Origin of the sequence: Gluconobacter aidae, from assembly GCF_009547075.1 — a bacterium.
Classification (GTDB): Bacteria; Pseudomonadota; Alphaproteobacteria; order Acetobacterales; family Acetobacteraceae; genus Gluconobacter; species Gluconobacter aidae.
On sequence record NZ_WIPH01000028.1, the window covers coordinates 1 to 15026 of the forward strand.

The 15026-nt window shown below is 59.7% G+C and carries 3 protein-coding genes; all 3 read left to right on the top strand.

What is annotated here, in order from left to right; genetic code table 11:
• A partial coding sequence (locus GFJ39_RS10890) for a GH36-type glycosyl hydrolase domain-containing protein (RefSeq protein WP_153431362.1) occupies positions 1 to 8352 on the top strand: 8352 nt, incomplete at its 5' end.
• Between the two features lie 248 nt (positions 8353 to 8600).
• Positions 8601 to 11660, top strand: coding sequence for a TonB-dependent receptor domain-containing protein (locus GFJ39_RS10895; protein WP_153431363.1), 3060 nt, complete (start codon positions 8601 to 8603; stop codon positions 11658 to 11660).
• Positions 11661 to 11666: 6 nt separating this feature from the next.
• Positions 11667 to 15014: a GH92 family glycosyl hydrolase gene (locus GFJ39_RS10900; protein WP_153431370.1), complete on the top strand. Its 3348-nt coding sequence runs from the start codon at positions 11667 to 11669 to the stop codon at positions 15012 to 15014.
• Positions 15015 to 15026: the final 12 nt, after the last annotated feature.

Genomic DNA, 15026 nt, shown 5'->3' on the forward strand with positions numbered 1-15026 from the left:
GTTCTTCTTGATGCCAATATTCTTTTGTCTCAAGCCGCCGAAAATGGGGGGCAGATTACTCCGGCAGGAGGGTGGCTGATTGACAATTATTACCTGATGGACGCACAGATACAGACTATCCGGTTCGATCTTCCACCGGGATATTACAAAGACCTTCCCGAGCTTTCCAGTGGGGCTTTTGCTGGCCTGCCCAGGGTTTTCGAAATCGCCTGGGTTCTCGTGGCGCATACGGACAGCCATATTGAACCGAAGACACTCTGCCAGTTTCTGCGCGCCTATCAGGACCGCAGAGCTCTTTTGATCAGGGAACTCTGGGCCATTCCGACCCAGATCAGGATCGTCCTGATCGAGAACCTCCGGCGCGTGGGGGACAAGATCTGCCAGAATCTTCAGCAACAGAAACAGGCCAACGCGCTTGCCAATACAGTGTTTCTCGATACTCAGAGCAGCAATACGAAAATTATCAAAACTCTTTCCAAAATAAACACGGAAACACTGGGGCCGGCGTTTCTTGTACAATTCGCGCACCGCCTGAAGGGGCGTGATCCACAACAAGACCCGGCTTTCCTGTGGCTGGAAGGAATATTGCAGGAAAAAGGAACCACCCTGGAGCAGATCGTGCATGAAGAGTTGCAGGAACAAAGCGCCCTGAATGCGACCATCAGAAACATCATTACGAGCATGCGGCTGATAACCACGCTGGACTGGAGCAGCATCTTTGAAAAAATAAGCGCAGTCAGCCAGATCCTTTATCGCTACCCCGCCTTTCCGGAAATGGACCCTGCGACCCGCAACCTGTACAGCAAAGCCATCGAGGTCCTTGCAAAAGGCTCCACACATACGGAATGTGACATCGCGAACAGGGTCACGTCCCTCGCCGCGATGGCGGCCAATGAAGACAACCCCGATCCCCGCCGCGCTGATCCGGGCTATTACCTTCTGGCGGAAGGACGACCGGGATTTGAAGCCGAACTGAAATTCCGGGCACCGCTGCGGGTCCAGGTCGGGCAGATCTGCCGTCGGCTCGGCATCACGGGATACAGTCTGGGCGTTACGTTACTGACGCTTCTTCTGCTGTCGGCCTTTCTGTCTGTCATGAATGGAAACCTGTCCGGCCGGGCGGCGTGCGCGCTGATTGTTCTGGGCTTTATTCCAGCCACGGATGCCGTTGTGGCGGGTGTGAACCGCTTCCTGATGTGGGCCATCCGGGTCTCGGAACTTCCTGCGCTTGAACTCAAGGACGGCGTTCCAGCACATCTGCGGACCATGGTTGTCGTCCCGACCCTTCTGACGAAGCGCTCCTCCATTCTGGAAATGGTGAACCGCCTTGAGAAACACTATCTCTCCAGTCGGGATGGCGATATCTACTTCGCCCTTCTGACAGACTGGACGGATTCATCCACGGAAAACCGGAAAGGTGACCAGGAACTGCTGGCGGTCGCCAGCCGGGAAGTCGCCCGCCTGAACCAGACTTATGGCGCGGGGCCTGCGGGGACGCGATTTCTGCTCCTGCATCGCAGGCGGCAATGGAGTGCCAGCGAAGAAAAATGGATCGGCTGGGAACGCAAGCGCGGCAAGCTGCATAAACTGAACCGGCTGTTGCGCGGCGCGACGGATACCAGTTTTTTCAGTCTGGCCGGGCAGAATATTCCGCAGAATGTCCGGTATGTCGTAACGGTGGATTCCGACACGCGGTTGCCGCATGAGGTCGTCAGGCGTCTCGTGGGAAAGATCGCCCATCCGCTCAATAATGCACAGTTCGATCCCGCAAAAGGACGGGTCACGGAAGGTTATGCGATCCTCCAGCCGCGCGTCACGCCGTCCCTGCCCGAAGCGCGACAGAGCACGTTGTTCCAAAGGGTTTTCTCAAGTCCCAACGGAATAGAACCCTACACGGCCGCCGTGTCCGACCTGTATCAGGACATGTTCGCCGAAGGATCCTTTGCCGGAAAAGGCATTTACGAAATCGATACGTTCGAAGCGGCCCTGGCAGGGCGGGTTCCCGATGGGACGCTCCTGAGCCACGATCTTTTTGAAGGCGTTTTTGCCCGCGCCGGCCTGGTCACCGATATCGAGGTCATTGAGGAATATCCAGCCGATTATCTGGTCTCGGTTGCGCGGCTCAACCGCTGGATCCGGGGGGACTGGCAGCTTCTGCCGTGGATTTTCTCATGGATGGGCCGTTTTTCGACCATCGGGATCAGGACCAATCCGCTCACGGGGATTGCGCGCTGGAAGATGCTGGACAATCTGCGCCGCAGTCTTTCGGCCCCCATGGCCATCGGGGCGCTCTTCGCGGGCTGGTTTCTCGGGTTTCACAATGCCCTCGTGTGGAGCCTGTGCATTGTCTCGACCCTCGTCATTCCGGCGTCCCTGCCGCTTCTGGTGGATATCATCAGACGCAGACGCGGAGAGACATTCCGCAGCTATTTTTCCCTTCTGACGGTCGATCTTCAGCGCACGGCCCTGACCACGGCGCTGTGCTTCGCGTTTCTGGCCGATCAGGCCTGCCTTGCGGGCGATGCGATCAGCCGGACGCTGGCCCGCGTTTTTGTAACCCGCAAGCATCTTCTGCAATGGGTTACGGCGGCTCAGGCGGCGGAAGCGCCGCGCGAGCAGATCCAGGGATATTTCCGCCAGATGAACGGAGCCGTTCTGATCGGCCTGCTGGCGGCAATCGTCATGGTTGTGTCGGCTCCCTGGGTCTGGCTCGTCATTCTGCCTTTTGCGCTGGCGTGGTGCCTGTCGCCAGCGATCGCCTGGAAAGCCAGCCAGTATCGCGCCTCGGCCCGCAGGCTTGAAGCGACCGAGGCCGAGACCGTTTTCATGCGGATGCAGGCCCGGCGCACATGGCGGTATTTCGAGACATTCGTCTCTGCCGCCGATCACATGCTGCCGCCAGACAATTTCCAGGAGACCCCTGCTCCGCTCGTCGCGCACCGGACATCCCCGACCAATATGGGGCTTTATCTTCTGTCCGTTGTCGCGGCCTGCGATTTCGGCTGGATCGGCGTCGCGGACGCCACATCGCGCCTGAGCGCCACGCTCGGGACCATGGCGCAGCTTCCACGGTTCAGGGGACATTTCTATAACTGGTACAGTACTGCCGATCTTTCCCCGCTGCCGCCCGTTTATGTGTCCACCGTCGATAGCGGCAATCTGGCCGGCCATCTGATTACGCTGGCCTGCGCCTGCGAGGAATGGATCCAGAAAGGCCGGAAATCCGACACCTGGCGGGAAGGTGTGCGCGACGCCCTGAACCTCGCACTTGAACAGGCCACATCGGGAAGCGATGTCTTCCGTTCCTCGGAACTCGCGCAACTCATAGAGACCGTTCTTCAGGACATGCAGGACGGGCATGCCAGCCAGATCACGCTTGCCTACAGGGTGCAGATGCTGGTCGGTCAGGCCGAAGAGCTTGTGCATCTCCTGCACAGGCGGGCCACGGCAGGGCAGACAGGGAAAGACAGCTTTACCACAGGCGCGGAGGACCTTCTTTTCTGGCTGCATGCGGCACAGGACTGCATCCAGAGTGAACGCAGGGATCTCGACAGCAGTCCCCTGCTCCATGACGAACTCCAGAAGATCGCGCAGAGTGCGAGAAACATGGCGCTGGAGATGGAGTTCGGATTTCTCCGGAACACAGACCGCAAGCTGCTTTCCATCGGCTATGTCGTCAATGAAGGCACGCTGGACGGGAACTGCTACGACCTGCTGGCGTCGGAAGCCCGTCTTGCTGTCTTCTTCGCCATCGCGAAAGGCGACATTCCCGCCTGGGAATGGTTTCGTCTGGGACGGCCGCTGGCCACCGTGGCGCATGGAGAGGCGCTGGTTTCGTGGTCGGGGTCCATGTTCGAATATCTCATGCCGTCCCTGATTATGGCGGCGCCTTTTGACAGTCTGCTGGAAGAGACGAGCCGGCAGATTGTCCGGCGTCAGATCGAATACGGGCAGTTCTGCGGTGTGCCCTGGGGGATTTCGGAATCCGCCTATAATGCCCGGGATCTGGACTATAATTACCAGTATTCCGATTTTGGCGTTCCAGGCCTCGGGATGAAACGGGGGCTGGCGCAGAACCTTGTCATCGCGCCTTACGCCACGGCGCTGGCCACCATGGTTGACGCGCATCTGGCCACGGAGAACTTCAGGGCCCTTCAGGCCGCCGGAGCACAGGGAACCTATGGGTTTTACGAGGCGCTGGACTATACGAAGGCGCGGCTGCAACCGAACCAGACTGTTGCGGTCATTCATTCCTACATGGCCCATCATCAGGGCATGTCCATCCTCGCCATATCCGATACGGTCCTGAAAGGTCTCATGCGCTCCCGCTTTCACGCGGAACCCATGATCGGGGCAGCGGAGCTGCTGCTTCAGGAGCGCGCGCCGACAGGCGGCGTCATCACGACGCCCCTGAAGGAAGAAGAAGCCGCGCCAGCCGCGCTGACCGTCCAGTTGCAGTCCGGCGGCCGTCATCTTCGCACGGCGGACACGAACACGCCTGTCACTCATCTTCTTTCAAACGGACGCTACAGCGTGATGCTGACGGCCGCCGGGTCCGGATACAGCAAATGGGGAGATCAGGCGGTTACGAGATGGCGACAGGACTCTACTCTCGATAACTGGGGGAGCTACATCTATCTCCAGCGCGCCGGGAGCGGTCACGTCTGGACGGCCGGATTGCAGCCTTCCGGTGTCGAAGCTGAAAGCTGCGATATCGAGTTCCGGGAAGATCGCGCGACCTATACGCGGCAGGACAACAAGCTGACGACGACGCTTGAAGTCCTGGTTTCAGCCGAGGACGACGCCGAACTTCGTCGCATCTCGGTCCGGAACTCCGGCGCAGCAGCAGTCGAGGTTCATGTCACGTCCTATATGGAACTCGCTTTGTGCCCGCCGGGAATGGACATCAGTCATCCGGCATTCGCCAAGATGTTTGTCCAGACGGAATATCTTCCGGACTGCAAGGCGATCATCGCCACACGGCGCAAGAGAAATCCGTCCGACCCGGATATCTGGGCCGCGCATCTGGTTGTGGGTGGCACTGATCTTTCCATTGAAACCGATCGCTCCCGCTTCATCGGGCGTGGACGGGATCTGCGGGAGCCGATCGCCGTTACGGAAACAGGACCGCTTTCCGGATCAACCGGAACGGTTCTGGATCCTGTTTTCTCCGCACGCTGCAAACTGACACTTCCCGCACGTTCCACGCGGCATGTTTCATTCTGGACGATCGTGGCCTCAACACGCGAAGCCCTCATGCAGAGCATCGTGCGCCATCAGAATGACGCGGATCTCGATCGTGCGCTGACCCTCGCCTGGACGCATGCCCAAGTTCATCTGCGGCATCTGGACATCCAGCCTGTCCAGGCGGACCTGTTCCAGCAGCTTGCGGGGCATCTCCTGTTTCCGGGACCGGCTTTGCGCGCGTCGGCTGCCCGCATCAAACGCGGGGCGGGCAAACAGGCGGACCTGTGGGGACAGGGGATTTCCGGCGATCTGCCGATCCTGCTTCTGGTTATTGCCGAAAGCGAGGATCTCGACCTCGCACGGAGCATTCTCACGGCCCATGACTATCTGAGTTTCAAGGGCCTGGCTTTTGATCTCGGTATTCTGAACGACCATTCGGCATCTTATGCGCAGGATCTGCAACACGCTCTTGAAGCCCTGGTCCGCTCTTCCGAACAGCCGGGAACCGTGCGTCTCCTGCGAGGGACGCTCATGCCCGAAACGGTCAGAGAGCTTCTGTTCTCGGTGGCCTGCGTCGTCCTGACGGGAAAAGGTGGGAACCTGCAACATCAGATCACCCGGCTCGAAATGAAGCAACATCCGAAAGCCGTTCAGGCCGCCCTCCGTCCCTGCCGGCTCTACCACGGCGCGCAGGAAACGCCTGAACTGCCCGCGCTGGAACTGGCGAACGGATATGGCGGCTTTACATCTGACGGCCAGGAATATGCCGTCATCATCCGTGGGAGGGCCCGCACCCCCGCGCCTTGGGTCAATGTCGTTTCCAGTCCCCATTTCGGCTTTCAGGTCTCTGCGGAAGGCAGCGGTTATACCTGGTCCGAAAACAGCAAGGAGAACCAGCTGACCCCCTGGTCCAATGATCCGGTCGTCAACCCGACCGGAGAGGCATTCTACCTGTGTGATGAGGAAAGCAGGCAGTTCTGGTCCCCGGTGGCGGCCGTGTGCCCGGACGACAATGCCGTTTATGTCTGCCGGCACGGGCGCGGATACAGCCGGTTCGAGCGCAACGCCAACGAGATTGCCGCGACCCTGCTGCACTATGTGCCACCTGAAGATCCCGTCAGGATTTCCAGACTGAAACTGACCAATACCTCATCACGTCCCCGGACCCTGCGCATCACGACCTATACCGAATGGGTGCTCGGACAGTCCCGCGGCACGACATCACCCTTTGTTTTCACGGAGCAGGACCCGGAATCCAGCGCGCTGTTCGTCAGGAACAGATGGGGCGAGACATTTGGAGAGCGGGTCGCCTTTGCGGATCTGGCAGGTCAGCAGACGTCCTGCACGGATGACCGGCGCACGTTCATTGGTCCGAACGGTACCCTTTCCGCACCCGGAGCCATTGTCCGGGGTGGCCCGCTTGAGGGCGTTATCGGGGCCGGCATTGATCCTTGCGCCGCATTGCAGACTGTCGTCACGCTCGACCCCGGCGAAAGCACCGAGATCCTCTTCCTGCTGGGTCAGGGGCGGAATACCGAACATGCCCAGCAGCTTGTCCGGCAGTACAGAACGGCAGATCTCGACGCCATTCTGGAGGCGGTCCATCGCAGATGGGAAACGGTCACGAAAACCGTTCAGGTTCAGACGCCGGACCGCGCCATGGATATCATGCTCAATGGCTGGCTGCTGTATCAGTCCCTGTCCAGCCGTATCTGGGCCCGGGCGGGTTTCTATCAGGCCAGCGGCGCCTATGGATTCCGGGATCAGCTTCAGGACGGAATGTCTCTCGTTCTGGCCGCTCCCCAGCTGGTCCGGGAGCATCTGCTCCGGGCAGCCTCCCGGCAGTTTCCCGAAGGAGACGTGCAACACTGGTGGCTCCCCCAGAAGGGCAACGGTGTTCGCACGAGGATTTCGGATGACTGTGCCTGGCTCGCCTATACCGTCGCGCAGTATGTCCGTGTCAGTGGGGATACGACGGTGCTGGATGAGGAAATACCTTTCCTCAGCGCGCCAGTCCTGGCGGATGGGGAGCATGAGCGCTTTCTCCAGCCGGAAATTACGGACAATACGGCCTCTCTTTACACGCACTGCATCCTTGCACTCGATCACAGCCTGCGGAGAGGGGCGCACGGTCTTCCGCTGATGGGAACCGGCGACTGGAATGACGGCATGAACCGTGTTGGCGAAGCCGGAAAAGGAGAAAGTGTCTGGCTGGGATGGTTCACCCATGCAGCGCTGTCGGCGTTCCTTCCACTTGCCCGGGCACGACAGGACACCGAACACGTCGAGAAATGGACCCGTGTCATGACGGAGCTTGAAACCGCTCTGGAAGCCGCGTGGGATGGTGCGTGGTATCTGCGGGCCTATTTCGATGACGGAAGCCCTCTGGGCAGTCACGCCAACAGTGAGGGGCGCATCGATGCCATTGCCCAGTCATGGGCCGTGATTTCAGCAGCGGGCTCTCCCGAGCGCGCGCGACAGGCCATGCAGGCCGTTCAGGAACAGCTTGTTGATCTGAAGCAGGAGATCATCATGGTCCTGACGCCCCCCTTCAATACCTCGGAACCAGATCCGGGCTATATCCGGGGCTATCCGCCGGGCATTCGGGAAAACGGCGGCCAGTACACGCACGCGGCTCTCTGGACAGTCATGGCGACGGCTCTGCTCGGAGAAGGCGATGCGGCGCATGAGATGTTCTCGACGCTCAATCCGATTCACCATTCCCGCGATCAGAAGGCGGCAGACCGTTACAAGGTCGAACCCTATGCGGTTGTTGCGGATGTTTACTCTTCCAGTCCGCATGTCGGGCGGGGTGGATGGTCCTGGTACACGGGATCGGCCGGGTGGATGCAGCGCATCGGAATCGAGACACTGCTTGGCGTGCAGGTTGAAGAAAGCAGGTTATTGATAAACCCGTGCATTCCCTCGGCATGGCCTTCGTATGAAGTACGCCTGCACTGGAGAACGTCAGAATATCACATCCTGATAGAAAACCCCGACCATATCTGCCGGGGAGATCTCTTCATGCGGGTCGACGATGAACACGTCGCGCCGAGCCAGCCAATCTCCATGAAGGATGACGGCCATATCCATTATGTAAACGTCATGATCAAAAAGCCGGAAAGCCTCGATCCGCCGGGTTCAAAACCTGACCTCCCACAATGAAGCGCTTTCCCCGTTTCAGGAAGAAAGGACGTCCGTACAGGCAGGCAGCACATATAATGTTACAGTAAAGAAATGTATGTTTTTATGCAACACATCCCATAAATTTTATTTTTGATGATTTTTTGTAAGGATTAACAGTTTTTGTAACAATAAAGTCAAGCTATCAGACGTAGTCCGTTGTTTTACCGGAACGGTTCTTTCTCGTGACTAATCCCCAGTTTCCTGCCTAGCTTGAGGATTGTTTTTTCATGAACATCAGGTCCGCCTCACGTCGGAACATCGTGCTTTTCGCCTTTTCCGCGTTGACCGGCGCCGCTGCCGCGGTCTCCGCCGGCTCGGCACAGGCCCAGGCTGTCAATACCGCGCAGGACAGCGTTGACAGCACCAAGCAGAACAAGGCTCTCAACCGCTCTGTAACGGGCAAGACGTCGTCCACTGCGGCATCGCGCAGGGCGACTGTGAAAAATGCTGTCAGCACCGGCATAAATTCGACGCATGCCGAGAGCGTCGTCGTCACGGGCACGCTGTTCCACGACAAAAACCTGAGCAGCGCGTCTCCGATCGAACAGATCACGGCCAAACAGCTCCAGCAACGTGGCATCAAAACCGTGACCGATGCCCTCCAGCTTCTGTCATCCAACGGTTCGGGCAACCTGACCAACGCCTTCTCCGCGAACGGCGCCTTCGCGGGCGGCGCATCCGCCCCTTCCCTTCGTGGCCTTCAGACATCCGCAACGCTCGTAATGATGGACGGCATGCGCCTGTCTTACTATCCCGCAGGCGACGATGGCGCGCGCAACTTCGTCGATACGAACTGGATGCCCGCGTCTCTTGTCCAGACCATCGACGTACAGCAGGATGGCGGCTCCGCACTCTACGGCGCTGACGCCGTGGCCGGCGTTATCAACATGATCACACGCGAACAGATCAAGGGCTTCGAAGGCAACGCCGAAGGCGGACTCAATCAGGGCGGCTATGGCGGCCATCAGCGGCTCTACGCGAATTATGGCGTGGGCGACCTGGATAAGGATGGCTACAACTTCTACGTCAACTCGGAATACCAGTCCGATGACATGATCACCAACAGCCAGCTCGGCTATCCATACAATACGAGCAACCTCACGGGCATTGGCGGCGGAAACGCTGATGGCAACCTGCTGGGTTCCGATGGAACATTTACCAATGCCGTCACGCAGACCACAGGCGCCGTGGCGCAGGCTGTCGATAGCAACGGCAAAGCGCTCAGCGGCTATCAGTTACTGAATTCCACCTCCGGGTGCAATGGACTGTCAGGGGCTCATTCCGGATACGTTGCCGGCACTCCGGCGGGTTCGGTGAGTAGTCTGTGCCAACAGGACAAAGTCTCGAAATACGGCGTCATCTCACCTTATGACCGCCGCGTGGAAGCAACCGCCCATCTTACGGTCAAGCTCGGTCCGCGCGCGAAGCTGGTGAGCATGTTCACCTACTCACAGAACCTGTCCTATTATACGGGTACTCCGAGCGCGTTCTACGCCAACACGCAGTCCCAGCTTGGAACGAGCGAAGGCGTGCTTGCTCCTGCCTACCTGCCGAACGGTTCACTGAACCCCAATGATCCTTATGCTGCTCTGGGCGAAAGCGCACAGATTTACGGTCGTTTCATAGATCCCACGGCCGAAACCCAGTTCTCGCAGAACTATCGCGGCTCCATGCATCTGACCGGGTGGGAGCCTTCCAACTGGGGCGGGGACTGGAACTATGATTCCAGTTTTGTCGGCATGAATACCGATCTTTCCACCAGATATGACAACAATATCAATATTGCCGATCTTGATTATGCGATCGAGAACGGCACGTATAACTTCGTTGATCAGGCCGCAAACTCCACCGCGGCAAAGCGCGCCATCGCGCCGACGGAAATCGTCCACTCCAAGACAGAAGAATATTCCTGGCAGGCTTCTGTCACCAAGGGACTGGTACGGCTACCAGGCGGCATGCTGAACCTCGCCGTTGGAACCAATGTCCGTTACGAAGGCTTCAACGCTCCGAATGCCAACCCGATCGATCCCAGCGACGTCAACAACCAGTATGAAAGCATCAATCCGTTCAGCGCGATCGGCCATCGTTATGTCTATTCCGGATATTTCGAGCTGAATGCGCCGATCGTGAAAATGCTGAACGCCGATTTCCAGGGACGTTACGACTCCTACTCCACAGGCTTCAGTCACTTCTCCCCGAAGATCGGCGTCACCTTCAAGCCCACCAAGGAGTTCATGCTTCGTGGAACATGGTCGCAGGGCTTCCAGGTCCCGAGCTTCTACGAAACAAACGGCACCACGATTGGCTATACATCTTATGGCCCGTCGAACCTGACCTGGATCAACCAGCACCTCAACGCCAATGGGACCAAGGATGACTACGCGCAGGCCTACAGCCTGGGTGGCGAAAGCGTGGGGAATCCGAACCTCAAGCCCATGACGAACAATACCTTCACGGGCGGCCCGGTTTTCCATCCCGTCCCGTGGATGACGTTCAGCGCGGAATACTGGTACATCCGCGAAAAGAACGTCATTGTCTCCAACCCGATCCCGGCAGCGACGGTAGCTTCGGCTTACGAGGCGCTGAATACCAACAAGACGGTCTCGATCGACGGCGATACAGTAATTCCCGACGTTGCGGATCCGCTGCATCCTGACGCACCACGCCGCGCCGGCATCATTGAATCGTCCTATATCAATGCCGACAGCATGATGACCGACGGCGTGGATCTGAATCTTTCGATCAGCCATCGCCTGCCCGGTCCGCTGAAGATGATCAACTGGTACAGCAACGGCCACGCCACATGGGTCCATCGCTTCAACCAGACCATTCCGGGCGTGGGCGTGGAGCGCTTTGCCGGAACCGAAGGCCCGTGGAATACGACCTCGGCATCGGGTACGCCGCGCTGGCGCGCCAACTGGCAGAATACCTTCACGTGGAACAAGCTCTCGACGACGTTCACGGTTTATTACACCAGCGGCTATCACGGCACGGCGGAAGACAACGACGGTCCAGGCACGGCCGGAAACTGCAAATACGCGCTCTATCAGGACGTCAGCAGCTTCTATCCGTCCCAGTGCAATGTCCGTCACTTCTGGGACATCGACATGACTGTGAACTACCAGTTCAACAAACAGTGGGCAGGCTACGTCAACATCTACAATCTGGCCGGTTTCAAGGCCCCGTATGACTTCGGCACCTACGGTTCCTACCTTTACAATTCGTCCTGGGCCCAGAATGGTGTTCTTGGGCGGGCCTTCCGCTTCGGAGTTACGGCAAAACTGTAAAACGTGATGCAGAATACAATCAGGCGATCTCCTTCGCGCGCGACATTCCTCATGGCGACGATCGCCATGGGGGTGCCGCAAGCCTTTTCAGCCCCCGCCCCCTCAAGCCTTTCGGACCAACCCGCGCTCCCCGCGCTCCAGACGGGTTCAGGAGCGGGCTGGACACTCTCCAGTTCCGACGGCCCCACAAAGAGCGAGGTCATCACGGCACGCGCCGGCAGCGGCCTGATCGGAACAAAGACGCTCCGCCTTGATGCAACGGCGGCCTCTGTTCGCACGATCATCGCGAAACCCGGTCGCGGCCTCTCCATCGGCCGCCGCTCCCACCTCACCTACGCGATTTTCCCGGTCGCCGATCCGCTGTCCCTGACGGATGAGGCGACCTATACCAGTCTGGACCTCCTGTTCACGGACGGAACCCGTGCCTCCACGCTCGGCGCCCGCGACCTGTCGGGAGCGGGCCTGACGGCGCAGGGTCAGGGGGCAGGGCGGGCGCTCTATCCCAATCAGTGGACTCGGGTTGATGTTCCTCTCGGCACGATCGCCGCCGGGCGCACCGTCGCGGCTGTTGAACTCACATCCATCGCGTCAAAAGGCACGTCCCGCCGCGTCTATCTCGATGGGGTCTCCATCGCGGATGCCCCCGATCCGAACGATCTGACACCGGCCGATCTTGTGGACACACGGCGCGGAAGCAATGCGAACGGGCGCTATTCACGAGGTAACAATTTCCCTGCCGTCGCTGTTCCGCACGGCTTCAACTTCTGGACACCCGTGACGCGCGGCGATTCCAACTGGCTTTACCAGTATCAGGAACGCAACGGCCCCGATAACCATCCGCGCCTCGAAGCGCTATCCCTCAGCCACGAACCCAGCCCGTGGATGGGCGATCGCAATACCTTCCAGATCATGCCCGCGCCCGGACCCGACGCTCCCTCCGCAGACCGGACGGCGCGCGCTATCGGCTTCACCCACAAGCATGAAACCGCCCTGCCCTACCGTTATGCCGTGACGCTGGACAACGGGATTGTGGCCGAGATGGCCCCGACCGATCATGCCGCCATCCTGCGCTTCCGCTATCCCGTGGGGACAGTTCATGGGCAGGTCGTCTTCGACAACATTACCAATCAGGGCCGCCTGAAAATCGCTCCGGACGGACGCAGCGCCGACGGGTACACGGACGTCGCCAGCCAGCTCTCCACAGGCGAGAGCCGGATGTATGTCCATCTTGAATTCGACCGTTCCGCTATCACACAAGGCCGGCTGAGCGGTCAGAAACGCGACGACGTGCAAGCCTGGGCGGCGTTCGACACCACAGCCGACCCGACGATCACGATCCGGGTCGCAACCTCGCTCATCAGTCTCGATCAGGCGCGGCACAATCTCGCGCTCGAACTGCCGCCCGGCGCCACACTGGAAACGGTCGCACAGGCCGCGAAAGCCGCCTGGAACAGCAGGCTGGACCGTGTCCAGATCCCCGGCGCACCTCCGGATGAGCAGCGCACGCTCTACGGCAACCTCTACCGCCTCTATCTCTATCCCAACAACGCGGCTGAAAATGTCGGCACAATGGAAGCACCGCATCTGCGACATGCCAGCCCGTTCCAGCCGAGACAGCATCCCGACGGCCCGACGCAGACGGGCGTTCCCGTTCTGGACGGCCCGCTCTACGTCAATAACGGCTTCTGGGACACATACCGCACGGCATGGCCCGCCTATGCGCTGCTGACGCCCGAGGAAGACGGCCAGTTGATCGACGGCTTCGTCCAGCAATACCGCGAAGGCGGCTGGATCGCGCGCTGGTCCTCGCCCGGCTATGCCGATCTCATGACCGGAACAAGCGCGGATGTCGCCTTCGCGGACGCCTACGCCAAACATGTCCGCAACTTCGATGTCACGGCGTTTTATCGCGCGGGCCTGAAGGATGCGACCGTCATGCCCGACAATCCGGGCGTGGGCCGCAAGGGCCTCAACCGCTCCATGTTCAGAGGCTATACCGACACCGATACGGACGAAGCCCTGTCATGGTCCAATGCCGCAACGCTCAATGATTTTGCTCTGGGTGAAATGGCCGCCTCCCTGTCCGCTTCCACGCCCGATGCGACAAAAGCCGATTACGCGGCGGAAAGCTGGTATCTGCACAACCGGGCTTTGAACTACGTCCATCTGTTCGACCGGGATGTCGGGTTTTTCGTCGGCCGCCGCCCGGACGGACAGTGGAGAGTCACGAAAGAACAGTTCGATCCGCTCGCCTGGGGTGGGGACTATACCGAGACAAACGCCTGGACCATGGCTTTCGACCCCGTTCAGGACGGGCAGGGACTGGCCAGTCTCTACGGCGGACGCGACGGACTGGCGCGCAAGCTGGACGCCTATTTCGCAACACCCGGCATCTATCACACGGGAGCCTATGGCGGCGTAATCCACGAAATGCGCGAAATGCACGACATCCGCATGGGCCAGTACAGCCACAGCAACCAGCCCGCACATCATATCCTCTACATGTATGACGATGCCGGGCAGCCATGGCAGGCGCAGGACAAAATCCGCGACGTCATGAACCGGCTGTATCGCGGCACGGCGATCGGGCAAGGCTATCCGGGCGATGAGGATAATGGCGAAATGTCGGCCTGGTGGGTTTTCAGCGCGGCAGGATTTTATCCCCTGCGTATGGGCACGCCGACTTATGCCATCGGCGCGCCGCGCTTCGAAACCATGCGCCTGACGCTCGGCAAAGGACACGTCCTGACGATCCGTGCGCCCGGTATCAGCGACCGCAACCGCTTCATCCAGTCCGTCAGCCTGAACGGCAAACCGCTCACGCGCTGGTGGCTGGGCCATGACGACATCGCGGACGGAGGGGACCTGCTGTTTCGCATGGGGCCGCATCCGTCGCACTGGGGAACCGCGCCAGAAGCGTCTCTGCCCTCACTGACTCCGGCCGGGCACAGCCCCGACCCCGCCGTCGATCTGGCCGATGTCGCCGGGGCGGCCCATACCGGACCGGAGGCACTGTTCGACAACGATGCCCTGACTTCCGCCTCCATCGGAACCACGGACGTCACCGTCACACTCCCCGCAGGAACCTCCGCGCTGGCCTATACGCTCACCTCCACCGACACGCCTGGCCATGCTCCGTCCGCATGGGACGTACTGGCTTCGGATGACGGAAAGACCTGGCGGAAAATCGACCATCGCGAGAACGAAACATTCCCCTGGAAACACCAGACACGCCCGTTCCTGCTGCCCTCAGGCACGCCTCACAGACTGTATCGCTGGCATATTCTCCAGCCCGCTTCGGCCGAGGCCGGAGAGTTTGAACTGCTGGGCCACGCGCAGCCCCCGTCACCCTGAGAGTTTCATTTC